General features: G+C 30.3%; 22 protein-coding genes, 1 pseudogene and 1 riboswitch. Of the genes and pseudogenes, 5 read left to right on the top strand and 18 right to left on the bottom strand.

What is annotated here, in order from left to right; all coding sequences use genetic code 11:
* Positions 1–27: 27 nt before the first annotated feature.
* The 3 genes and pseudogenes from WY13_RS01010 to WY13_RS01000 all read right to left on the bottom strand — a co-directional run bounded on the left by WY13_RS01010 (position 28) and on the right by WY13_RS01000 (position 1,679).
* Complete coding sequence (locus WY13_RS01010) at positions 28–573, bottom strand: 5-formyltetrahydrofolate cyclo-ligase (RefSeq protein WP_063553861.1); 546 nt, start codon at positions 571–573, stop codon at positions 28–30.
* Positions 566–1,485, bottom strand: a pseudogene (gene hprK, locus WY13_RS01005) (HPr(Ser) kinase/phosphatase). The gene WY13_RS01010 and the pseudogene hprK overlap by 8 nt, the downstream one beginning before the upstream one ends.
* A gap of 11 nt (positions 1,486–1,496) precedes the next feature.
* The gene (locus tag WY13_RS01000; protein ID WP_063553924.1) at positions 1,497–1,679 is read right to left on the bottom strand and encodes a DUF896 domain-containing protein; all 183 of its coding nucleotides are present in this window, start codon (positions 1,677–1,679) and stop codon (positions 1,497–1,499) included.
* Between the two features lie 482 nt (positions 1,680–2,161).
* On the opposite strand from WY13_RS01000, the gene WY13_RS20260 reads away from it, so the two are divergent.
* A complete protein-coding gene (locus WY13_RS20260) occupies positions 2,162–2,326 on the top strand; it encodes an aspartyl-phosphate phosphatase Spo0E family protein (RefSeq protein WP_082848336.1) in 165 nt (54 codons plus the stop codon).
* A gap of 224 nt (positions 2,327–2,550) precedes the next feature.
* Positions 2,551–3,450, top strand: a complete 900-nt coding sequence (gene rocF / locus WY13_RS00995; RefSeq protein ID WP_063553860.1) for an arginase — start codon at positions 2,551–2,553, stop codon at positions 3,448–3,450.
* A 26-nt stretch (positions 3,451–3,476) separates the two neighbouring features.
* Here the strand turns inward: rocF and WY13_RS00990 are convergent, their stop codons facing one another.
* Together WY13_RS00990 and helD are read right to left on the bottom strand one after the other, a co-directional pair.
* Positions 3,477–4,646 carry an FprA family A-type flavoprotein gene (locus WY13_RS00990; RefSeq protein WP_063553859.1) on the bottom strand — a complete coding sequence of 390 codons (1,170 nt, stop codon included), beginning with the start codon at positions 4,644–4,646 and terminating at the stop codon, positions 3,477–3,479.
* A 168-nt stretch (positions 4,647–4,814) separates the two neighbouring features.
* Positions 4,815–7,112, bottom strand: coding sequence for an RNA polymerase recycling motor HelD (gene helD, locus WY13_RS00985; protein WP_063553858.1), 2,298 nt, complete (start codon positions 7,110–7,112; stop codon positions 4,815–4,817).
* 201 nt (positions 7,113–7,313) lie between these two features.
* Between helD and def the strand changes: the two genes are divergently transcribed.
* Positions 7,314–7,784, top strand: a complete 471-nt coding sequence (gene def / locus WY13_RS00980) for a peptide deformylase (RefSeq protein ID WP_063553857.1) — start codon at positions 7,314–7,316, stop codon at positions 7,782–7,784.
* A gap of 124 nt (positions 7,785–7,908) precedes the next feature.
* Here def and WY13_RS00975 read toward each other — a convergent pair whose 3' ends face one another.
* The 6 genes from WY13_RS00975 to WY13_RS00950 all read right to left on the bottom strand — a co-directional run bounded on the left by WY13_RS00975 (position 7,909) and on the right by WY13_RS00950 (position 13,342).
* Positions 7,909–8,217 (bottom strand): hypothetical protein, encoded by a 309-nt coding sequence (locus WY13_RS00975; protein WP_063553856.1) that lies wholly within the window; start codon positions 8,215–8,217, stop codon positions 7,909–7,911.
* Positions 8,218–8,242: 25 nt separating this feature from the next.
* Positions 8,243–9,955 (bottom strand): B12-binding domain-containing radical SAM protein, encoded by a 1,713-nt coding sequence (locus WY13_RS00970; RefSeq protein ID WP_063553855.1) that lies wholly within the window; start codon positions 9,953–9,955, stop codon positions 8,243–8,245.
* 31 nt (positions 9,956–9,986) lie between these two features.
* Entirely contained in the window at positions 9,987–10,514 is a 528-nt protein-coding gene (locus WY13_RS00965) for a class I SAM-dependent methyltransferase (protein ID WP_156498938.1), read from the bottom strand.
* Between the two features lie 91 nt (positions 10,515–10,605).
* Positions 10,606–11,310 carry a zinc dependent phospholipase C family protein gene (locus WY13_RS00960; RefSeq protein WP_063553853.1) on the bottom strand — a complete coding sequence of 235 codons (705 nt, stop codon included), beginning with the start codon at positions 11,308–11,310 and terminating at the stop codon, positions 10,606–10,608.
* A gap of 40 nt (positions 11,311–11,350) precedes the next feature.
* Positions 11,351–12,658, bottom strand: coding sequence for a hypothetical protein (locus WY13_RS00955; RefSeq protein WP_063553852.1), 1,308 nt, complete (start codon positions 12,656–12,658; stop codon positions 11,351–11,353).
* A gap of 120 nt (positions 12,659–12,778) precedes the next feature.
* Positions 12,779–13,342, bottom strand: a complete 564-nt coding sequence (locus tag WY13_RS00950) for a ferritin family protein (RefSeq protein ID WP_063553851.1) — start codon at positions 13,340–13,342, stop codon at positions 12,779–12,781.
* 161 nt (positions 13,343–13,503) lie between these two features.
* Here WY13_RS00950 and spoVB point away from each other — a divergent pair, with 161 nt between their 5' ends.
* Positions 13,504–14,841, top strand: coding sequence for a stage V sporulation protein B (gene spoVB / locus WY13_RS00945; protein ID WP_063553850.1), 1,338 nt, complete (start codon positions 13,504–13,506; stop codon positions 14,839–14,841).
* 100 nt (positions 14,842–14,941) lie between these two features.
* On the opposite strand, the gene ribH is transcribed toward spoVB, so the two are convergent.
* The 4 genes from ribH to ribD all read right to left on the bottom strand — a co-directional run bounded on the left by ribH (position 14,942) and on the right by ribD (position 18,753).
* On the bottom strand, positions 14,942–15,403 hold the full coding sequence (gene ribH / locus WY13_RS00940) for a 6,7-dimethyl-8-ribityllumazine synthase (protein ID WP_063553849.1): 462 nt from the start codon (positions 15,401–15,403) through the stop codon (positions 14,942–14,944).
* Between the two features lie 23 nt (positions 15,404–15,426).
* Entirely contained in the window at positions 15,427–16,632 is a 1,206-nt protein-coding gene (locus WY13_RS00935; RefSeq protein ID WP_063553848.1) for a bifunctional 3,4-dihydroxy-2-butanone-4-phosphate synthase/GTP cyclohydrolase II, read from the bottom strand.
* 333 nt (positions 16,633–16,965) lie between these two features.
* A complete protein-coding gene (locus WY13_RS00930) occupies positions 16,966–17,619 on the bottom strand; it encodes a riboflavin synthase (protein WP_063553847.1) in 654 nt (217 codons plus the stop codon).
* A gap of 15 nt (positions 17,620–17,634) precedes the next feature.
* Positions 17,635–18,753 (bottom strand): bifunctional diaminohydroxyphosphoribosylaminopyrimidine deaminase/5-amino-6-(5-phosphoribosylamino)uracil reductase RibD, encoded by a 1,119-nt coding sequence (gene ribD, locus WY13_RS00925; protein WP_063553846.1) that lies wholly within the window; start codon positions 18,751–18,753, stop codon positions 17,635–17,637.
* A 172-nt stretch (positions 18,754–18,925) separates the two neighbouring features.
* Positions 18,926–19,041, bottom strand: a riboswitch (FMN riboswitch).
* Positions 19,042–19,541: 500 nt separating this feature from the next.
* Here ribD and WY13_RS00920 point away from each other — a divergent pair.
* Complete coding sequence (locus WY13_RS00920; RefSeq protein ID WP_063553845.1) at positions 19,542–20,324, top strand: SDR family NAD(P)-dependent oxidoreductase; 783 nt, start codon at positions 19,542–19,544, stop codon at positions 20,322–20,324.
* On the opposite strand, the gene WY13_RS00915 is transcribed toward WY13_RS00920, so the two are convergent.
* The 3 genes from WY13_RS00915 to WY13_RS00905 form a co-directional block, all read right to left on the bottom strand.
* Positions 20,321–21,340 (bottom strand): protein-glutamate methylesterase/protein-glutamine glutaminase, encoded by a 1,020-nt coding sequence (locus tag WY13_RS00915; RefSeq protein ID WP_063553844.1) that lies wholly within the window; start codon positions 21,338–21,340, stop codon positions 20,321–20,323. The two genes, WY13_RS00920 and WY13_RS00915, sit on opposite strands and share 4 nt — an antisense overlap.
* Positions 21,341–21,417: 77 nt before the next feature.
* Positions 21,418–23,085, bottom strand: a complete 1,668-nt coding sequence (locus WY13_RS00910; protein ID WP_063553843.1) for a methyl-accepting chemotaxis protein — start codon at positions 23,083–23,085, stop codon at positions 21,418–21,420.
* A gap of 20 nt (positions 23,086–23,105) precedes the next feature.
* On the bottom strand, positions 23,106–23,594 hold the full coding sequence (locus WY13_RS00905; protein WP_063553842.1) for a chemotaxis protein CheW: 489 nt from the start codon (positions 23,592–23,594) through the stop codon (positions 23,106–23,108).
* Between the last annotated feature and the right edge of the window lie 7 nt (positions 23,595–23,601).

The raw sequence follows: 23,601 nt of genomic DNA, 5'->3' as shown, positions 1-23,601 counted from the left end.
AGATAATATAATAAAATTGTAAATATTTTAATCAGAAATGATACCATCTATAAACATATCATGTTCTTCCATGGGGACTTCATCTAGTACCTGAAACCTATATGCAAGGGCAATTTTTTGGGAATCCTCCCTAAGCTTTTTAAAGAACCTATCGTAATATCCCCCTCCATATCCAACTCTCCCACCTCTTTTATCAAAGGCTACTCCTGGAATATAACACAAATCTATAGAGGATTCCTCTACTTTAGACTTTGTATCTTCTGGTTCCAATATACCGTATGCCCCACTTTTTAATTCACTAAAATCATGTATTCTAACTGCAATCATTCCATCCTCTTTGGATATAACTTTAGGAACATAAATATTTTTTCCCTGCTTAAGTGCCTTTTTTATAATTCTATGAGTGTCCACTTCACTTCCATAACTTACAAATATAAATATACTGTTAGCCTTATTATATTCTTCACTTTCTATAACCTTTTGAAGTACACTATTGTCCAATTTTTCTTTTTGTAAATTAGATAATTTATTTCTCTCTTCTTTCATTTTCTTTCTTATAATACTCTTATCCATTCTTCTTTCTCGCCACCTCATTTATTCTTTCACTTATTACATCTACAGGAGTTACATTTGATATAAGACTGTATCTGTAATTTGCTGCAGCGGCCTCTATTATGACTGCCAGATTTCTTCCTGGTCTAATTGGAATTTTTAATTTTCTTACAGGTACATTTAATATATTTAAATACTCCTTGTCTATTCCAAGTCTATCATAATTTTCATCTTCTTTCCACTGCTCCAGATATATTATCATGTTAACATCCTTTGCCTTAAGTACAGAACTCAATCCATAAAGAGCAGGTATATCAATTATCCCCATTCCTCTAACTTCTATCATCCCTGAAGTAATATACGGCGATGTTCCATGAAGTACCCCATCTATTTGCTTTATATCTACCGCATCATCTGCCACTAAACGATGTCCCCTTTTTATAAGTTCAAGTGCAGTTTCACTTTTTCCTATACCACTTTCTCCGGTTATAAGTATTCCAATGCCATAAACATCTACAAGCACACCATGTATCCTTGTTTCAGGTGCTAATTTATCATCTAAATAATTCATAACCTTATTTATAAATCTTGTAGATATACTATCAGTTCTTAGTATCCACCTTTTATTCAAGATAGCACTCTCTAAGAACTCCTTATGAGGCACTAAATTTCTAGTTATTATGGTACATGGATTATCAAATTCAAAATACTTTACCAATCTTTTTTCCTAAGTTCAGGCTGCATAGCATCTAAAAAACTCCATTCCGCCTTACCTACTATCTGGACTCTCTCATTAGCGTAATAATTATAAAACCCACTAAATTGAAGTCCAGGTCTATTTATATCGCTTTCCTTTATTTCATTTATATTTTCTCCTCTATTTATAACTTCCAAATTTAAATCATTTATAATATCTACTACTGTTACTGGCATTTTCTCACCTCTTAATTGAGTTCATCTTCATTAGATTTTGGTTGTATAGCTCCAAGTTGAGCTTTTAAATTTTTCTTTATATTGTTTATATATTTCTCTCTAAGTCTTCTCTGTTCCTCTTTTTCATCTTCTGTAAGTTGTGAAGTTTTACTCTTTTTATAAAGAAAATTTATTCTTTCAGTTAATTTGTCCATTTTATAGCTGCAGCTCCTAACTTTATAATTTGTCTGATGGCTACCTACTGTAACACTCCCACTTCTATCAAAGTGGGAGATAACAGTAGCTACGCCCCTAGATAATTCATCTAAACTTAGTGGGAGAACCAAATTCCCACTAAGTAAGATTCATTGATACACTTATTCAATTTTATTTTCCACAAATCACTCCATATTGTCAACTATTTTTATAATAGCTAATATAGTAAGTTTACAAATATGATAAAAACTTTTAGACATTATTTTGATTTGTAAAATTTATCCATGATGATTTATATCAGTATATGAAGACATTTTTTTCTTTTTTCCACATTTTCTCCACAGAATAATCCACACCTTATCTACAGAAATTATGTTTATTTTTGTAATATACTGCAAATTGGTGACTAATAAAAGATATGGTTATTTTCTTATTATCTGTTAAAATATAAGAGTACAAAGTTTCTTGTGGAGGAATGATAATGAATGAGAATTTGAGAATTTTAGATGTTGAAATAAACAATCTAAAGGAAACTTTATATCTATTAATGAAAACTAGTAGTCTTACGGATGAAATTGTTGTCAAATGCAGTGAAAAGTTAGACAAGCTAATTCTACAATACCAAAAGGAAAATAAATTTAGTTAATTTATTTTAACTGAATTTTATTTTTTCTTTCTATTTGTTTTTTCTTCTCAAATTTATTCTTCTCAATAGACTTAAAATCATTACATTTCATTTGAATTTTAAAGTATAGATATTTGAACCATATATGTAAAATTAAAATAGAATAATGCTTAAAATAAATTCTAAAAATAACATTGAACTTAAATTTTCATTTTACCAAAAGTTAAATTAGGGAGGTAACTTAAATGGACGTTAGTGTAATAGGTGTACCTATCTTTTTTGGTTCTGACAGAAAGGGTACAGAATACGGTCCCAGAAAATTAAGGCAAAAAAAATTAATATATATTTTAAATAAAAGTGGTCATACAATTTATGATACGGGAGATATCCCCGTTTTAGATATCCCTGAGAGCGAAAAATACACATATAATTCCCATATGAAATATTTAAAACCTATACTAAATGCAAACAAAAATTTAGCTCATCAGGTTTACAGTTCACTATGTGCTCATAGTTTTCCTTTAACTATAGGAGGTGATCATTCTATAGGACTTGGAAGTCTTTCAGGTACAAGCAAATATAACAAAAATATTGCAGTTGTATGGTTAGATGCTCACGGCGATATAAATACAGATAAGACTTCTCCATCAGGTAATGTTCATGGAATGCCCCTTTCAGCTGCTATGGGCTTTGGATATGATAAGCTTTCTGACCTTTATTACAAAGGTCCTAAAGTAAAACCACAAAATGTATTTATACTAGGTGCTAGGTCGTTAGATAAAGGAGAGCTGGATTTTTTAAAAGAACAAAATATAAACATATACTCAACTCGTGATATACATGCAATGAGCATAAAAAATGTAATGGAAGAGATTGGTTCAAAACTAAAAAGAAACGGCGTACAATCTCTTCATTTTAGTTTCGACATAGATGTTTTAAGCCCTCAATTAGTTCCTGGAACAGGCACCCCAGTAAAAAAAGGCATAAATGTTATAGAAGTTAAGTATATATTGAAATATTTAATGGAAACTGGTCTAGTAAAATCCATGGATATGGTAGAATTAAATCCTAAGTTAGATGAAAATGATAAGACTTCTGATTTATGTATAGACTTGCTTTCCTGGACTTTTCAGCATTTAAAATAAGGAAGGGACATATGCCCTTCCTTATTTTAAAGTAAATTTAAAAATTCATTTATAAACTCGTCTGCTTCTTTTAGCTTTTTCTCATTAGGTACAAATTTGAATCTAAAGCCACTAGCTACCTTAAATTTCAATGACTTTAATCTCTCTGTGAGCATAGGTACACCTTCACCGCTCCATCCATAAGAACCAAATGCACCAGCTGCCTTTCCTCTATTTGTTATAGCACATACAAGTGAAAGCATATCCCATGCAGGTTTCACTGCATCCTGATTTATAGTAGGTGATCCAACTAATATACCTGAAGCTCCTTCAATGAGAGAAATAGCCTGTTCCATAGGAATAGAAGTTATTTCATGTGCTTCAGCCTTTATTCCCCTTGAATTAATTACATTTTCTATATATCTGGCAACTTTTTCTGTATTTCCATAAGCTGATATATAAAATATTTGAACATTTTTTTCTTTAGATTCTGTAAGAGCCCACTTTCTATAGGATTCAATAGATTTCTTTATATCATCTATATGGACAGGTCCATGGCTTGGGCATACCATATCAAAATCTAAATTCTTAATTTTATCAAGTCCCATAAGTACAAATTTTTTAAATGGTCCCATTATTACATCAAAATAATACTTCATCTCATGATCATAATCAGCTGAATTATCAGTAATTGAACCTTTAGGGCAATAGTGACATCCTAGAAAATCACAGGTAAATAATACTTTCTTATTTTGTATATAAGTAAACATTGTATCAGGCCAGTGTAAATTTGGTGACTTTATAAATTGCAAATTAGTCTTTCCAAGACTCAATTCCTTTGGGGCTTCCATGCTCTTAAATTCTTTATTTGTTATATCCTTTAAATACATCAAGGCTGCTTTAGTACCTACTACAACAGCTTCAGGATATAAGTCAATGAGCTTTGCAAGTGATCCACTATGATCAAGTTCTGTATGCTGTACTATTATGTAGTCAATATTCCTTTTACCTATTATACCTTTTATATTTGATACATATTTTTCAAAGAAAACACCTTTATCCTTTACAGTATCTATTACTGCTACTTTTTCATCATCAATTAAATAAGAATTATAAGTGCTTCCTTCTTTAGTATTCATTATTATGTCAAAAACTTTAAGTTCAGGATCTTTTACACCAATCCAATAAATATTTTCTTTTAATTTTACATTTTCCATAGTCATTCACCATCCTATTTTTTTAATATGAATACATTTATATTTTATCTAACTATTAATATTCTATCACATAATTTTAAAAATGTAAAACTAAATATTTGGTAATAATAATTATTGTTTTAATCTTAACTTATACATAGTGTTGTATTGACGAAATTGAAATTATAACTAAATATTCTTAATAAGTTTAGACTTTTTACCTGAATAAAATATATATTCCATATGAAGTGCCCTTGTAAGAACTACATATAATATCTTTCTATCAAGTTCATTTTCACCATAATTTTCTTCGCTGCAATTGTAAATTACACTGCAGTCAAACTCCAATCCCTTTGTCATATAAGATGGAATTATTATGTTTTCAAGACTTAACTTATTGTCATTTTCCCTTACCAGACTCCAATTATAAGAACTGTACTTTTTTAAATACTCTCTGATTTTCTTACACTGATCATAGGTTTTACCTATAACAGCTATGCTTTTCTTGCCCACACTGTAAACTTCCTCTACAATTCTATCTAAAGCATCACCAAATTCTCTATTGTTTTTAAATTCTATTACTTGTGGTACTTTACCATGCCTGAGCACTGGTACTGCAGGTTTTAGATTGTTTTGCTGAAGCTTAAGAACCTTATTTGCAAATTTTATTATTTCCATCGTAGAACGATAACTGTGTTCAAGTTGAGTATATTTTGCATTAGAATCAAATACATCTTCTATTAAATCTTTCCAACTAGTTATTCCTTTATAATAGTATATACCCTGTCCTAAATCTCCAACTATAGTCATGGAATCATTTATGCTAATTTCCTTTAAAATGGTCATCTGAAAAGCACTATAATCCTGTGCCTCATCCACTACAATGTGCTTATATTTAAACTTTTTAGAAACTCCTTCTATTTTAAATTTCAAGTAGCAAAGAGGAGCCAAATCATCACTATCTATTACTTTTTTTTCTCTATTTTCCTTTACTTCCTGTCTTATATTATTCCATGTGTTGTTCGAAATATTTCCCTTTATAATTCTATCAAATACTTCTTTGTCATTTAAAAACTCTTCATAGAGATTTTCTGTATCAATCTCACTCCATTTATTAAAATAACATTCGAAAGCCTGTATTGCCCTATTTTTAGTGTCTTCTTTCTTTTTATCTCTTTCATTGTATACAATTGTGAGTGCCTTTCTCCTATCTGGACCATCCTCCATACTTTTCTTTAGTCTTGCAATCATATATTCATAATAGAAATCTATTTTGTCCATTATTTTATTTATCTTATCATCTATCTTCAGCAGAAAATACCTCTTTATCTCGTGCTTCCTATTATTTATAGGCAAATGTTTCATATCACTTGAATACAATCTACATATTTCTTCTTTATTAAACAGGATATAATTATCTATCTTTATATCATCAATATTTACATCTCTTTCTTCTATATATTCTATATACCTATCAATTAAATTTTTATATAAAATGCTTCCCTTAACACGACTGGATTCAAGTGTGTTTTCTACCCCACTGTATTTTTTACTTTCTATTATGCTGGACAGCTTTTTATCTTTAGTATATACTTTGCTTTTTAAATTCAACATCTGGCAGCACATTTTTTCAAAGGTTACCTGTTTGACTTTTTCTATGCCTAAATTTGGAAGTACATCTGAAATATAATTTAAAAACAACTTATTAGGGGCTACAACTACAATATCTTCCCCTTGAATTTTACCTTTATATCTATAAAGTAGGTAGGCAAGCCTATGAAGTGCTACTGTAGTTTTTCCAGAACCTGCAGATCCTTGAACTACAAGTGAAATATTTTTTTCAGTTCTTATTATATTGTTTTGCTCCTTTTGTATGGTAGCAACTACATCCTTAAGTTTACTATTTGCACTTTGTTCCAAATTTATTTTTAAAAATTCATCTACTAAGACATTTTCACTTTCATCCGCAGACTGAAGTATTATTTCATTTATTCCTTCATCAAAAGCATCCTTTAATTTTCCATCTTCAATCAAGAATTTTCTCTTTAGATTAAGTTCTCCATTTATTATACCTTGAGGAGATCTATAAAAAGTTTCTCCTGAAACTCCACTATAATAAAGATCTGCTAGAGGAGCCCTCCAGTCAATTACCTTTTCATCGCCTTTTTCCATATCTCCAAGTCCAAATTTTCCTATATAGAAAGTCTCTTCTTCTCCCTTGTATTCTCTAAAATCTACTCTTCCAAAATAAGGTTTATTCTTACTTTCAATATATTTTTCAAGATTCTTATGAGTTATATTATATAACTTTTCTTTTGTTTCCAATTCTTCATTATATTTACCTCTAGATTGTTTTCTAAGTCCATCTATAATTATTTTTAACTTTTCATCTTCCGAATTTACGTTTTTAATCTGAGTATCTATCCAATTCAAGGTTTCTTCTAAATGTCCTTTTTCATTTTCCATATCCATAACATTTATAGCCATATCTCTTCCCTCCCATATACTATAGAAGTCTATAGTTTTTACAATAAATATACAAGTACAAAAGTAAATTTTATATTTAATAACACCATATGTCAAGATAAGAAGACCTTACTTTATGCCTTATCCAAAAATTTCCTTTATTGATTGTTTAAGCAAATAACTGTATAATTTAAATATACTTACTTAGAGGAGGTAATACATTTGGCCGTAAGAGAAATATTGAAGTTTGGCGATAAATTACTTAGGAAAGTCAGCAGAAAAGTCAAAAATATAGATGAAGAAACTTTAGGTATTGTACAAGATTTAAAGGATACTTTATATGCTAGTTCTGGAGTTGGATTATCTGCCCCACAGATAGGGATTCTCAAGAGAATAATATTTATTGATTTGGGAAAAGAAAATACCAATCCTGTAGTCTTAATAAACCCTAAAATAGTAAAAAAAATGGGTAGAAATGAAGGTCCAGAAGGCTGCCTAAGTTATAATGGTCATGAGGGCATTGTAGTTAGACCTAAAAAAGTAATTGTAGTAGGTGAAGATGCAAATGGAAATGGAGTTAGATACAATGCAGAAGGACTATTTGCCAGAGCTTTTTGTCATGAAATAGATCATCTAGATGGTGTTTTATATACAGATAAAGCAAAGAAAATATACAAAGTAGATGAGTTCTAATTAAACCCTTAAGACCTAATCAAAAATTGAGAGCTCAACTTTCGCAATATTTTTATATTAAGTCAAGATTTTGTATGTGCGAAAGTTGAGTTAATAGATTAAGTTTATTTTTCGTTTAAAACCCTTAAAGGTACCTTACAGAGACCCCTTTGCTTCCAAATCTTTCTCCTATAAAAGGTAATTTGGCTTTTTGATATATAAGTACCTCATCATCTTTTATTTCCAGACCTTTTTCTATAAATATATTTATTTCTTTATAACTGTAACTGTTAAATATCTTTTCATTTACTTTAAAATCTTTTATAAGTTCTACAGTTATTTCCCTTACATCCATAGAAAAACATCCTCCTGATGCAGAAATGCTCCTTACTACAAAATCCCCTTCTTTTTCCTTTGCATAACTTAATGCTTTATTTTCAATAGTTATATTCAAAATACCGACTCCTTTTTAGATATATTTATTTGTGAAATAAATATATCTCTTTATCATTTTCAATATCAAATATTACATACCCTTCCTTTTTCTCCAATACAGAATCATTTAAAAATCTTTGTATATTTATAAAAAACTTTTCTATATGATATTTTTCGGATACCTCTATGAGTCCATCCTTAATTTTAGTTTTTATAGATTTTTCTTCTTCTTTATTTCTTTCTCTCATTAAAAAATCTGGAAGCCATTTTTTCTTATTAAATTTCAAGTAATCATACTTTATTATCTCTTCTAATGCAATATTTTTTTCATTTAAACACTCATTTTCAAATTCTATAAATACCTTATAGTAATCTGATGAAGATATATTTTTATTTAAATATCCTTTATCATAAAAAAACTTTCCAAGTTTATAGTAAAAATCAAAAGCTGTTTTAAATTTAGGTACAAAATAATTTAGTATATTTTTAAATTTGCCAGAATTATAGTATTTATCAAAGACTTCCTCTATTCTTTTCAATATAACAATTTCATCATAACTTATACTATCTGTCTTTAATATCTCATAAGGGGCATAGGGTGAATACACCATTCCCCATTTGGAGACTTCTTCTATCATAGATGAACCTTTCAATAACTTTAAAAATCCAAGTTGAAGAGCCTCTGGTTTTATAGAATATACATCATTAAAAGATTTTTTAAAGGATTCAAAATCTTCTCCAGGAAGTCCTGCTATTAAATCAAGATGCTGATTTATGTTGTGATACTTTTGAACTTTCTTCACCCTGTCATATATATAATTAAATTTAACATATCTATTTATATTATTTAGCACAGTATCATTTGTAGTTTGTACTCCTACTTCAAGTTGGATTCTTCCTTTAGGAGCTGTATTAAGAAGTTTTATTTCTTCATCTTTTAAAACATCTGCAGAAATCTCAAAGTGAAATGTAGCATCTGTATTTGCATTTATTACAAATTTCCAAATTTCCATAGCAAATTCATAATTACAATTAAAAGTTCTATCTACAAATTTTATTAGCTTTATATCCTTGTCCATTAAAAATTTAAGTTCTTTTTTTACTCTCTCTATATTCAAAAACCTTACTTCAAAACTCGCAGAAGAAAGGCAGTATTTACATTTAAAGGGACATCCTCTGCTGGCTTCATAATACACAATTTTATTTTTCAAATTATCTTCTTTTGTATAGGGAAATACTATCTTGTTCATATCCATTGACTGCCTTTGTTCATTTAAAATTACATTTCCATTTTGTTTGAAGCAAAGACCCTTTATATCTCTCAATTCTGAGAAAAACTCTTTATTATCAACTTTTCCTGAAGCCTCAAAATATTTAATCCTGAGTTTTACAAATTCATAATAAGTTTCTTCTCCTTCACCTACTATTACATACTCTCCTGGCATATTTTTTAAAAAGCTATCACTATCATAAGACACCTCAGGTCCCCCATACAAAATTTCCACTTTAGGATTTATAAGCTTAATGAGTACCGCTAAAGATTTTATGTATTCTATATTCCATATGTAACAGGAGAAAGCCACTACATCTGGTTTCTCCCCTATAATTTCTTCTAATACTTTTTCCCTTCTATCATTTATAGTAAATTCCTTTATAGTACAATTATAATTGAGTTTTTTTGTATAAGCCTTTAAATATCTCACTGCTAAATTGCTGTGAATAAATTTTGAATTAAGTGCTGCTAATAGTACCTTCATAATATGAGTCTCCCGTCCTTTTTTAGTTGTCCTAGCTTTTACAAACCAAGTTCTTCTTTTCAGCCTTTATATAATAAAGTCCGTCAGAATTTCTACATTCTAAAATTTTAAAATAATTATCTAGTAGTCGTATAGTACTTTCCTTAGAATTATCTTTTAAAATATTAAAATCCCTTATTTTTATTTTTCTCAGTTTTCCTCCAGGTATTAATATCTTTATATCTGCATTAAAGATTTTTCTATACCCTTTATCAATATCCCATATATGGATAATCCCATTTTTTCCTAAATGGCTGTATATATCTTTTATAAAATTTTTCTTTTTAAATTTTACCCATAATTTATTAAAGGAAAATAATAATATACAATTATTATAATAATCTTCTTTTATATTTTTGCCTTCTTCTTTTCCACTTACATATTCCACGTTTACATTATCATTAAATTCCTTATATATATTATAAATTATGCCTTGATTATCCATACCTATATCCAATAAATTTCCTTTGAATATTTCTTTTTCCATATTTATAAATATATTCTTACTCAATTTAATCACTATCCTTTACCAACATATATAAACAGAGTTAAATCTTTATTATATATGTTCTGTAAAAGCAGGAAAAAATCCTCCATTTTATGGAAAAATATTAAAGTTTTTTTAGTTCACAATAGTATTTAATCATAAAGCCTGCTGTGGTTCTCTCAGCTTCTTTTATAATAGTTGCAGCTACTTTAGAATATCTTTCCTCTCTAGATTGTATATTTATATTCTTCATATATACACTATTGGCCATTATTGCATTGTTTTTTACAAAGTCTTCCACTTTATCATATATTATAGCACCCTCTTCAGCTACAAAAGAATAATCTGTCATAAGCCTTCCTATTATCCACAGCTCAAATCTTCTATGACTACTCAAAAGTTTGTTATTTACGTGATGAGGGACTGTTACATCTTGAATGAGGTGGCAGGATGCACCAAAATAAAATAGAGCTCTTTCCTCTTCTTTATTCTTTAGAAATTGTATTGACTTATCATAATATTTCTCACATTCTGTAAGTGCATCCGAAAATCCATATAACCCTTTTCCTTTACTCACATGGTAGAAATGATTTGAACTTTTAAAGTCCTGATCTGCCCATGTAACTCCTGCATTTAACCTTTTAACATGTTTTCTAAAAAACTCATACTCTTCCATATAATTATCATTTTTTAATATTTCAATAGCACGTATGATTATAAACTTGTGAACAGTACAGTTAGTTTTCATAATTTTTTTCTTAAGTGGGTTAACTGCGAAAAATATTTTTCTTACAGCACTTCCATAGGTTTTTTCAATTTCTTGTTTCATCTAATTACAATCTCCTCTTTAATTTAAATATATACTTAAATCAACGTCCTTGAACTTTTAAAATTAATATTATTCCAAGTACTGTTGTCATAAGTATGTATGGATAAATATTTTTATTTATTTCTGAAACCTTTTTAAGCTTACCTCTTTTTATACTATATAAATAACCTTCTTTACCGTCAAGTAATAATAAAGATTTATCATATATTTTTATACTTGAAATTTTAGTTCTTTCACTAAATTTAACTTTTTCCTCCGGTAAACCTGTTCCTCGAAAGCTATATATTATATTATCAATATTATCATAAAAAAATATACAATTTCTATTGTTTAAGTCACCTTTTGAATCCACTGCAAGAGTTCCAATACTGCTTACCGTTTTATGCTGATATATAGGAGCTTGTGGATTTGTCGTAGGGTGATTGTCCAGTATAAATTGCAGCGGAGAGTTCTTCACACTTTTAAACTTAGGCGAAGTAACTGGATCTCCCCCACTATAATCTGGCCATCCATACCACCTTCCCTTTTTTACTTCATATATATAATCTGTATCCCCAATAACAGGCCTGCTGCCTCTATTTTCCATTCCCCCTACAGCACATATTAATTTACTGCTGTCTGTAAAATCCATTCCTGTAACATTCCTTATTCCCCAAGCAAAAGTATCACTTGCTCCGCTTTCCAAATTATATATTATAATACAAGCATTTCCTGGGAAATGTGCTGGAACTATTTGACCTTTTATACTTTTAGTATTATAGCTTTGAAAAGCACCTGTCTTACTCTTTCCAAAATTTATTCCCCCAAGAGTTATATTCTCTGGGCTCATATCATGGGCATAAAGATTGCCATTTACCCATTTATTATCACTTCCTACTACACCTGAATTAGTAGCAGAACCTACGGAAATATATAAGCATGCATTGCTTACTTTTACTAAGCTATCCTTATAATCACCATAATTAGGCAATCCCTTTATTAAAATTGTATTTTTACCTTCATTCATATTATAGCAATATATACTATCTCCTGAAGAATAATATAGATTTCCCTTATAATAGTCCATGCTGTGAATATTCAAATCTGAATTCTTCAATATGTCATAACTTTTCCCATTATCTTTTATAATCTGTATTCTATTACTATATGCTATGTAATAATTTTGCTTTTCATCTTTTGTAAAGTCAACTGCGCCTTTTAATCTGGAATACTTTAAATCATAACTTAGAGTATTGTCCTTCATTTGAACTTCAACTTTATAATGAGTTTTAGAAAAATAATTTACAATTACAAAGGTTAACACAAATACAACTGTAATTGTAAATAAAATTTTTATAATTTTTTTCATATACACTACTCTCCTCAAAATTATAGATCCTAGAATATATATATTAAAAAAGAACCCTGCATATGAATAACTAAATGCAGAGTTCTTTTAATTTTAATATATGGCTTATGAATTTTTAGCTTATTTTTTATCTGTAAGTTGTATATGTATTTTTTCTACATATGCTAGTACATTAAATACATCTCTAATTTTATTATCTTCCATACGGTTAGCATACTTTTCATAGTATTCCACTGCATGTTTTTCCCTTTTACATGCCATTTCAAGTAATTTATCATTACTTGCGTATTTAGAGTAATCTAATTTTTTGAGATTAGGTTCAGATGTAAATCCTCCTATTTTCTTGTGCACTGAAGCATGCATATACTCTATTCTAGAAAGTGCCTTAAACATATCTTTTATCTTTGAATCTTCAGCTAATTTTGAAGCTTCTTTATAAAAATCTCCATTAAATACTTCCAGCTTAAATGCATTATTCACTATTTTTAAATGCCCTTCATCCAAATTGTGTCCTGAAGTTTTGATTTTATGTTCATCTTCAACTAAATATCTTACAGGAGCTCCACAAAAAGGGCAAAACATTATATTTTCCGAAGTGTTTTTTATAAGAAAAGCCTCCTTATTGAAAAAATAATTTTTATCATCTATAATCATACCACAGATGCTGCAAATTAATTTATTCATCAAAAACAATCCTTTCTATCATGAATTTTCATATAACTTTACAATTTAAGTTTAGTATATCACAAAATGCCTAATAGAAACTTTTATGAGTAAAAAGAATATACTTTAAATCCTTATCATAATTATTAATATTAATTCTAATTTTAATTACGGGAGTTTTTATGAAAAGAGACAGGTTTTTAAAAAATTCACTTATTTTAATTTGTTCAAATTTAATTACTTCTATATTTGCATTTATATTTCCCATAATATTATCTAGAGAACTTGGAGCTGAAGGAATAGGTCTCTATGGACTAATAATGCCTATATATGATTTGTTCATATGCCTTATATCGGGAGGTATGGTAGCAGCCATTTCCAAAATAGCTGCCGTATATTTTAGCAAAGATGATTTTAATAATTTAAATAATTCCATAGATGCATCTCTAACTTTTAATTCACTCTTTGCTTTACTTATAGTCTGTACCGTCTTTATAAATGCTCCTTACATAGGTACTAAAATAGTAGATGACCCTAGATCGATACATGCCCTGCAGGCTATGTGCCCAGCTATGTTCTTCATAGCTTTGTCTTCCATACTAAAAGGATATTTTTATGGAATATCTCAGGTTAAAATACCTGCAATTATAGATATATCAGAAAAATTTCTCCGCATTGTCATAATAATTAGCATAATAACTATATTTTCCTTGAAAGATGTAAGCAGCACTGTAACAGCAGCTTATACAACTTTAACTATAGGAGAATTTATAAGTTTTATATTACTTTACATCATGTATAAAACTAGAAGGAGAAAATTTAGATCTAGTTTTTCAAATCCCGAAGACAAACTTCAGCTTTTATTCAATATACTGGTACTATCTTTTCCCCTTTGTTTAAATGGATTTTTGTCTACTGCACTTGGTGCTGTCTCTACACTTATAACCCCAAGAAGGCTTGTAGCATCTGGCATAGAGTACAACTTAGCCCTAGCTATGATAGGTAAATTTGACGGCATGGCTTTAAATATAATATTTTTTCCAATTACAATTATAAATTCCATATCCATGGTTCTCATTCCAGATTTATCAGAAAAGATGAGCCGTAAAAATTACTGGTCTATAGAAAAAAGAATTCATCAGATTATAAAAATATCTTTATTTTTAGGTATCTGTACCATGGTAATTTGCCTTTCCACTGGAGATTACTTAGGAAAATTATTTTATAATAGAAATGACCTGGGAAATTATATAAAATTTGCTTCACTAGCTGCTCCTGTTACCTTTGTCTCCTTTTCTACTTCTGGTATTTTAAATGGCATTGGCAAACAAAATATACTATTAAAAAACTCCTTGATTTCTGCCATCTTAGAAGTCATATTAATATACATACTTGCAGGTATATCATGGATAAATATATACAGTACTGCAATAAGTTTAATAATAACTTCATCTACCACTTTAATTTTAAATATGAAAGAAATAAAAAAAAGCAGCAGGAGCTGCTGTCATATTCTATAATCAATTCACAATTTCGGTAGATTTTCTGTGGTAACAGAAAATCATCCTTAATTGTGAATTGTACATCATTCATTGTGAATTGATTTAGCGTTTATTATCTTTAAAACTGTTTCATTAAATTTGCCATTTCTATAGCTGACATAGCTCCATCATACCCTTTATTTCCACCTTTAGTTCCTGCTCTTTCTACAGCTTGCTCTATATTATCTGTGGTAAGAACACTGAATATAACTGGCATACCGCTTTCAAGGGAAACACTTGCTACTCCCTTTGACACTTCATTTGCTACATAATCAAAATGAGGCGTCTGTCCTCTTATTACTGCTCCCAGACAAATAACTGCATCATACTTTTTAGAAAAAGCCATTTTCTTTGAAATCACTGGTATTTCAAAAGCTCCTGGAACCCAAGCTACCTCAATGTCTTCTTCACATGCTCCATGTCTTTTTAAGCAGTCTAACGCACCCTCTAGCAATTTTGTGCCTATAAATTCATTAAATCTTGCAATTACAATTCCAAATTTTAAACCTTCTGCAACTAATTTTCCTTCATATGTCTTCATAAATAATCCTCTCTTTTCTATTTTTATTTATATAATTTTAATAAATGTCCCATCTTTTCCCGTTTAGTTTTCATATATCTCTTACTTTCCTTCGAACAATCTACTTCAATAGGTACTCTCTCTACTATTTCCAATCCATAATCTGAAAGTCCCTCAATTTTCTTTGGATTATTCGTAAGAAGTTTTATTTTTTTAATACCTATATCTTTAAGTATTTGTGCTCCTATCCCATAATCACGCATATCTGCTGGAAATCCCAATGCTAAATTTGCCTCTACTGTATCCATTCCATTTTCTTGAAGCTTATAAGCTTTTATCTTATTTAAAATTCCTATGCCTCTTCCTTCTTGACTCATATATAAAAGTACACCTTTGCCTTCTTTTTCTATCTGTTTAAGTGCAGATTGAAGCTGCTGTCCGCAGTCGCATCTAAGTGAGTGAAAAACATCTCCCGTAAGACACTCTGAATGTACTCTCACAAGGACAGGTTCTTTTTCAAAGTTATCTCCCTTTACAAGGCACACATGCTCATCACCGTTTAATATATTTTTATAACCTATAATTTTAAATTTTCCAAACCTAGTTGGAAGATTAGCAGAAGCCACTCTTTTAACTAATTTCTCTGTTTTCTTTCTATAGGCTATTAAGTCCACTATAGTAACAATTTTTAAATTATGTTCTTTAGCAAACTCCATCAAGTCATCTCTTCTTGCCATAGTTCCATCATCTTTTATTATTTCACATATTGCTGCTGCACCTTTAAATCCTGCAAGCTTAGCTAGATCAACTGAAGCTTCCGTATGCCCAGTTCTGTCAAACACTCCATTTTCTTTAGCTATAAGCGGAAATATGTGTCCTGGTCTCCTAAAGTCATCTTTAGAATTTGAAGCAGCTATCATATTTATGGTATGAGCCCTTTCAAAAGCTGATATTCCCGTTGTAGTATCTTTATAGTCAACAGTTACAGTAAATGCCGTTTCATGATTGTCTGTGTTATGCTGAACCATAGGATTTAATCCAAGTTTTATTGCTATTTCTTCTTCAATTGGTGCACACAAGAGACCTTTTGCATATTTGATCATAAAATTAATATTTTCCCCAGTTGCCTTTTCTGCAGGTATAACTAAATCACCTTCATTTTCTCTTCCTTCATCATCTACAATTATGATCATTTTCCCTTGTTTAAGATCTTTTATTGCATCTTCTATAGTATCAAATTTAAAATTCATGATTTTTATCTCCCTTCAAAAATAAATGTTTAGGCATCTGAAAGAAAATGCCTTATTGCATCAATGAATCTTACTTAGTGGGAAAAGCAGATATTCCAAATCTCTGATTTGGTATAGTCGCTTTCGCTGTGTGCAAGCAGATATCTCAGATCTTTGATTTGATGATAGTCGCTTTCTCTTTAGAGTTTTGTTTCTCTCACTAAGTTTAGATGAATTATCTAGGGGCGTAGCTACTGTTAGCTCCCGCTTTGATAGAAAAGCAGATATCCCAAATCTTTGATTTGGTGATAGTCGCTTTCGCTGTGCGCGTGGGAGTGTTACAGTAGGTAGCCATCAGATAAAGCCATATTCCTTTAGTTTTAAGGCATCTATACTGCCGCTCTTTTCTGACTCTTTTTTTGGATTCAAAACCATCTTTTCTACATATTTTCCTATTAAATCACACTCTATATTTACTAAATCCCCTATTTTTTTATAATCTAAAATAGTTTCCATCTTAGTATGGGGTATAAGGGACACACTAAAACAATTTTTATTTAATTCTGCTACAGTAAGGCTCACACCATCTATAGTCACGGAACCTTTTCGTACTATATATCTAAGTAAATCAGAAGACGCCTCTATGTCTATCCAGGTTGAGATGTCCTCTTCTCTCACATCTACAATTTTTCCAGTACCATCTATATGTCCACTTACTATATGCCCACCTAATCTGTCTCCAAGCCTTAGAGCCCTTTCCAGGTTAACTTTGCTTCCTATTTTTAAATCTTTTAAACTGCTCATTCTCAAAGTTTCAGCCATAATATCTACAGTAAAAGAATCTTTTTTTAAATCAACTACAGTAACACAAGTTCCATTTACAGCAATGCTGTCTCCCAATTTAACTCCATCCAGTAAACTTTCTGCCTTTATACACACTTTTGAAGAATTTCTTCCCTTTGATACTTTTAATATTTCTCCTATTTCTTCTACCAAACCAGTAAACAAGTTTATCCCTTCTTTCTAATTTTCAGCATTTATTACATAGGCTTGTATCATAATATCCTCTCCCACATTTTCTGCACATATATCTTTTAATTTTATACTGTCTGAGAGGTTTTCAATTCCATATCCTTCAACTGAAGTTTTAGCATTCTTACCTCCAAGTATTTTAGGTGCAATAAAATAAATAACTTTATTTACAATTCCAGACTTAAGTGCAGAAAAATTAAGTTCTGCACCTCCCTCAACAAGTACACTATCTATACCCATTTCTCCAAGTTTTTCAGTTAAATATTTTAAATCCACCCTTCCTTCTTTATTTTCTGGACAGACAACTATATTTACTCCCATAGATTTTAAAGACTCTGCCTTGTCTTTATCAAATTTTTCTGTACATGCTATTATTATTTCTCTTTCACAAGAAGTTTTAAAAATTTGAGATTCAACAGGTACTCTCAGCTTTGAGTCTACAATTACAGCCTTAGGACTTTTACACTTTTCTTCAAGCCTTGTAGTTAAGAGAGGGTCATCTAAAATCACAGTACCTACTCCAACCATAATTGCCATAACTCTATTTCGCATCTTGTGAACTTTTAACCTTGATTTTTCACCTGTTATCCACTTAGATTCACCACTAACTGTAGCTATTTTTCCATCTAAAGTAACTCCCGATTTTAAAATTACAAAAGGTAACTTTGACTTTATATAATTCATAAATATCTCATTTATTTTTACAGCTTCTCTTTCCATAACCCCGGTAACTACTTCTATATTTTCATCTCTTAAAATTTTTACACCTCTTCCTGATACAAGAGGATTTGGATCTACGCTTCCTATTACTACCTTTTTTATTCCAGCTTCTACTATAGCTTTTGCACAAGGCGGAGTTTTTCCATAATGTGAACAAGGTTCTAACGTTACATACAAATCTGCACCTTTTGCATTATCTCCTGCTTCTCTAAGTGCATATACTTCCGCATGAGGCCCTCCAAAGAACCTATGATAACCTTTTCCTATTATCTTTCCATTTTTAACTATCACAGCTCCCACAAGGGGGTTTGGATTCACAAATCCTTTTCCCAATAAAGCTAGTTTTAAAGCTTCTTTCATATACTTTTCATCTGTATTTTCTTTTTCCATAAGATTCACTTCCATAATTTAAATTATATATTTATTTACTTTTTTATAAAAATATAACATTGAATATTTATAGAACTCCTACTTTTCTTGAAATTTTGCATATAAAAATTCCCTGAAGCAACCTTCAGGGAATAAAATTACAAAACACATAAAAACATAGCTTAAACTATATCTTTACTTTCTTTTATCCAGACTTTACTGTCGGTACTGGAATTAAACCAGTTCATGCTATAAAAGCTCGCGGACTATACCGCCGATCGGGAATTTCACCCTGCCCCGAAAGTTTTAACTTTATTAAGTTTTATTATGCTTTCAATATATACCTATTTTTTTCTATTGTCAATGATAATTTTACAATTTTTTATGTTTTTTTGTCTTAATAGTTTTACAGGTATTTATTATACCTTTTTAAAATAATATAATATTAGTAACTCAACTTTCGCAATTTAAAAATATTGCGTCGCAATATTTTTGAGAGGACAGAGGACAATTGACATAGTACAGTGAAGGAGGATTTTCCTCCGCTGCACTACGAAAAATCTTTAATTAAATTTTTAATGACTCATTTCGCTAAAGCGAAATATTGCTGATTTATATAAATTTGAAGCTTTTTATATTAGCAAAACAAGCCTAAAAAAATAAATTAGTTTTCTGACATAAGGAAGGAAACTTACCTTCACTGTCCTATGTCCTCTGTCAATTGTCCTCTAAAAAATGTTTCGCATTATTTTCATATTAAGTCAAAATTTTATATGTGCGAAAGTTCAATTAGTTAAAGGAGGATAACTATGAACTTAAATGGAAAACGAATTATAATTACAGGTGCTTCTTCTGGTATTGGAGGGGAACTACTGAAAATGCTAGCAAAATATGATACTACAATTATTGCAGTCGGACGAAGCATAGAAAATATACCTGATATAAACAATAAAATAACTCCCTATAAATGTGATGTATCTCAGAAAGAAAATATAGATAAATTATTTGATTTTGCTTTTAAAAAAATGGGCGGTATAGATCTATTCATTGCAAATGCAGGTTTTGCCTATTGCGAAGAACTAAACAAAGCTGATTGGAATCATATAGAAAATATTTTTAAAACAAACGTAATTTCACCAATATACTCCTTTGAAAAAATGAAAGAGCTAAATAAAGGAAGGCGTTATACTGTAGTAATAACATGTTCTGCAGTAAGCCATGTACCACTTCCCGGCTATGCCCTTTATTGTTCAACAAAATCAGCTATAGACCACTTTGTTCACACATACCGTTTTGAAAAAAATGACAGAGGGAAACTCACTCTTGTTTATCCAGTAGCAACTGCATCAAATTTTTTTAAAAATGCAGGTGAAAAAGCACCCATTCCATTCCCTATTCATCCACCTAAATGGGTAGCCTTCTGTATGCTCATAGGTATAAAATTCAACTTTCATTCCGTTTACCCTTCACCTTTATATGCCCTTAGTTACTACACCATAAATCGTGTTTTTCCATTCATTTATGGTATATATGATATTATAAACGCACTAGTATTTAAAATATGGGCAAAAAAGCACAGGACTCATAATTAGCGCAGCATACCAAACAGCACCTCAGGTATATTATCAAGAGATACTTGTTTTTCTACAGCCCCTATTTCGTAGGCAACTTTGGGCATGCCATATACTACAGATGATTTCTCATCTTGTCCAATAGTTTGAGCTCCTTTTCTTCTCATATAACGAAGTCCCTTAGCACCATCATAGCCCATACCAGTAAGTATAATACCAATTGCATTTTTAGAGGCTTCCTTTGCTACCGATTCAAAAAGTACATCTACAGAAGGACAATGTCCATTGACTTTTTCACCACGAAATAGTTGAACCTTATACTTATTTCCAATCTTTTTAATGGTCATATGTTTATCACCAGGGGCAATTAATACCCTTCCAGTTTCAACATACTCCCCCCCTTGTGCCTCTCTTACTTGTAATTTTGTTTGACTATTAAGTCTTTCTGCAAACATTCTTGAAAAGACAGGCGGTATATGCTGTACAATTAAAATACCGGGCATGTTTTCAGGAAATGTTTTAAGTATATTATATACAGCTTCAGTACCTCCTGTAGATGCTCCTATTACAATTATCTTATTTGTATTAATGTGCTGACTTATATTAAACAAAACTGATTTCTTTTTTTTACCAGATACTACATTTACACCATAGCACGTATTGATCTTTTCTATCAAAGTGCCTATAAAAGCTTTTACACTATTTGTAGATTGTACATCTGGCTTTGAAACAAAATCTACAGCACCTGCTTCCATTGCATCTACTAATGATTCATTTATAGAACTTACAACTATTATAGGAAGTGGATACTGTGGAAGCAATCTTTTTATAAACTCTATACCATTCATCTTTGGCATCTGCACATCACATATCATCACATCAGGATGAAATTCAAGTATTTTATCCCTGGCATCAAAAGGATCAACCGCTCTAGCTACTACTTCTATATATGGTTCAGAAGAAATACCCATGGATATAACTTCTCTAAATACTAAACTGTCATCGACAATCAGAACCCTTATTTTTTTTGTCTCCATTTTGTCTTTTCCTTTCTGTAAATAGAATGATTTAAAAATACTCAATATGCACGCAGATAACTGCCTATTGGAAACATTTAATATTCTTCATCACCTAAATCAATTTTTCCATGATATTTCTTTTTTGACTTCATATCTTTTAACATATTAAACACTTCTGGATTTATATTTTCCATTTTATCATAACTAGAATTTATTCTTCTTATTTTAAATTTCTTAACTTGTTCTAGCATAATATCCGCCTGGCTTGAAAGCTCTTCACTTGCTGATGCACTTTCTTCAGATGTAGCAGAATTTTCTTGAATCACCTGGGATACCTCCATTATTCCACTATTAATCTGCTCTGCACCAGTGGCCTGCTCATTAGAAGCTTCTGCTATGCTTTCCACAAAATCTGCTACTTTTGCAACTCCTTCTACAATTTCACCAAGAGCTTCAGCCGTTTCATTTGCAATTTTAGTACCTGTATCCACTTTTTTAATAGAATCTTCTATTAATGCAGTAGTTTCTTTTGCAGCATCCCGTGATTTTGCAGCTAAATTTCTTACTTCCTCCGCAACTACTGCAAATCCTTTGCCATATTTACCTGCCCTTGCAGCCTCAACAGCAGCATTTAAAGCTAAAATGTTTGTCTGAAAAGCAATATCATCTATAGCCTTTATAACTTTAGATATATTACCTGAAGCTGCATTTATATCATCCATACTTTTTAACATTTCCTTCATATGTGAATTTCCCTTAACTGCATTAACTTTCACGTGTTCAGTCAACTTATTTGCCTTGCCTGCATTATCTGCATTGAGTTTTATTTGTGAAGAAATCTCTTCCACAGAAGCTGTCAGTTCCTCCACAGAACTTGCTTGTTCCGTAGAACCTTCTGAAAGAGCTATACCTGAATCTGATACCTGCTTAGCCCCAGCAGCTACCTGGTTTGCTGCAGCTTCAATATTGGTTATAACCTCATTTAAACTATCTGACATCTTTTTAAATGACTTTGAAAGTATTCCCACTTCATCTTTTCCACTAGTATTTATATGTACATTTAAATCCCCACTTGCAATTTTATTTGCAGATGCCATGAGTTCTTTAATAGGCCTTATTATAGATAATGAAATAATTGTCCCTAGTAATGCAGCAGCAGCAATTCCTATAATTATAAAAATTATAATTAGTTTTCCACTTGCACTTGCCGTTTTATCATTGCTCTCTGAAAAACTTTTCGCACTATTTTCCTCTAAACTTATAATCACTTTTAAGCTATTTGCCACATCATTCTGTGCCGTAGCAAGCTTACTATTAAGTAAATTTATTTCACTTTTGTTATTTCCGTTTTTCGACATTTCCATAATTTCATTAGCTATTTCCATATACTTTTCTTTAGAGGATTTAAGCTTTTCAACTGCCTCTTTCCCAGAATCAGTTAAAATTGACTTTGAAAATTCATCTAATTGTCTATCAAAATTAGAGCTAAAAGAATTTACCTTGTTTATAGATTGATTTATATCCGATTGGCTATCTTCTAAGATTACATCCTTTAAATTAGATCTTATATCCCCAGAAGATAAAGTAATTTCAGTCAACTTTCCTAGCGGAACTGCCCTATTTTCATACAATTGAGTGTCCAAATTATTTATCTTATTTATACTTGTTAATCCAAATATTCCAATTATACATGCAATAGCTATAATTAAAGTAAAACCTATAAATAATCTTATACTTATTTTTAAATTATTAAATAATTTCACATCTATCCACTCCTTTGATATTAAATATTACTTAAACTGTCTGCGTCCTCATGATTTAACAGCTTATCACAATCCAAAAGTAGTTTTACATTATCTTGAACCTTTCCTATACCTTTTATAAACTTATTTTTAATTTTGCTGATTTCTGGAGGTTCTACAATTTGACAGTCAGGTATATCTATTACCTCGGAGACACCATCTACAATAAGTCCTACAGAAATATCTTCAATCTGAATTACAATAATACATGTTCTGTCGTTATATTCAAGTGGTTCCTTTTTAAATCTTAACCTAACATCCATTACAGGTATTATTTTGCCTCTTAAATTTATAATTCCCTTTATGTATTCAGGAAGTTCAGGTATTTCGCTTATAGGCTGAATTCCTATTATTTCAATAACGTATTTAATTTCTATACCATAAAATTCATTTTCAAGAGTAAAGGTAAGATATTTATTCTTTTGCGTATCTTCTTCTTCAATTAAATCATCTACTACAACTTCTGACATATTTACA

It is taken from the genome of Clostridium ljungdahlii (assembly GCF_001636845.1).
GTDB classification, from domain to species: domain Bacteria; phylum Bacillota; class Clostridia; order Clostridiales; family Clostridiaceae; genus Clostridium_B; species Clostridium_B ljungdahlii_A.
This window is presented reverse-complemented; position numbering and strand designations above follow the sequence as displayed.

What these genes read in the sequence shown, in the direction of transcription:
- WY13_RS20260 (WP_082848336.1), top strand. Translation starts at nt 2,162, where the DNA reads ATGAATGAGAATTTGAGAATTTTAGATGTTGAAATAAACAATCTAAAG.
- ribH (WP_063553849.1), bottom strand. Translation starts at nt 15,403, where the DNA reads ATGAAGACATATGAAGGAAAATTAGTTGCAGAAGGTTTAAAATTTGGA.
- WY13_RS00990 (WP_063553859.1), bottom strand. Translation starts at nt 4,646, where the DNA reads ATGGAAAATGTAAAATTAAAAGAAAATATTTATTGGATTGGTGTAAAA.
- WY13_RS00920 (WP_063553845.1), top strand. Translation starts at nt 19,542, where the DNA reads ATGAACTTAAATGGAAAACGAATTATAATTACAGGTGCTTCTTCTGGT.
- spoVB (WP_063553850.1), top strand. Translation starts at nt 13,504, where the DNA reads ATGAAAAGAGACAGGTTTTTAAAAAATTCACTTATTTTAATTTGTTCA.
- WY13_RS01010 (WP_063553861.1), bottom strand. Translation starts at nt 573, where the DNA reads ATGGATAAGAGTATTATAAGAAAGAAAATGAAAGAAGAGAGAAATAAA.
- WY13_RS00905 (WP_063553842.1), bottom strand. Translation starts at nt 23,594, where the DNA reads ATGTCAGAAGTTGTAGTAGATGATTTAATTGAAGAAGAAGATACGCAA.
- WY13_RS01000 (WP_063553924.1), bottom strand. Translation starts at nt 1,679, where the DNA reads ATGGACAAATTAACTGAAAGAATAAATTTTCTTTATAAAAAGAGTAAA.
- WY13_RS00915 (WP_063553844.1), bottom strand. Translation starts at nt 21,340, where the DNA reads ATGGAGACAAAAAAAATAAGGGTTCTGATTGTCGATGACAGTTTAGTA.
- WY13_RS00960 (WP_063553853.1), bottom strand. Translation starts at nt 11,310, where the DNA reads ATGAAACAAGAAATTGAAAAAACCTATGGAAGTGCTGTAAGAAAAATA.
- WY13_RS00970 (WP_063553855.1), bottom strand. Translation starts at nt 9,955, where the DNA reads ATGAAGGTACTATTAGCAGCACTTAATTCAAAATTTATTCACAGCAAT.
- WY13_RS00950 (WP_063553851.1), bottom strand. Translation starts at nt 13,342, where the DNA reads ATGAATAAATTAATTTGCAGCATCTGTGGTATGATTATAGATGATAAA.
- helD (WP_063553858.1), bottom strand. Translation starts at nt 7,112, where the DNA reads ATGGCTATAAATGTTATGGATATGGAAAATGAAAAAGGACATTTAGAA.
- WY13_RS00955 (WP_063553852.1), bottom strand. Translation starts at nt 12,658, where the DNA reads ATGAAAAAAATTATAAAAATTTTATTTACAATTACAGTTGTATTTGTG.
- WY13_RS00935 (WP_063553848.1), bottom strand. Translation starts at nt 16,632, where the DNA reads ATGAATTTTAAATTTGATACTATAGAAGATGCAATAAAAGATCTTAAA.
- rocF (WP_063553860.1), top strand. Translation starts at nt 2,551, where the DNA reads ATGGACGTTAGTGTAATAGGTGTACCTATCTTTTTTGGTTCTGACAGA.
- ribD (WP_063553846.1), bottom strand. Translation starts at nt 18,753, where the DNA reads ATGGAAAAAGAAAATACAGATGAAAAGTATATGAAAGAAGCTTTAAAA.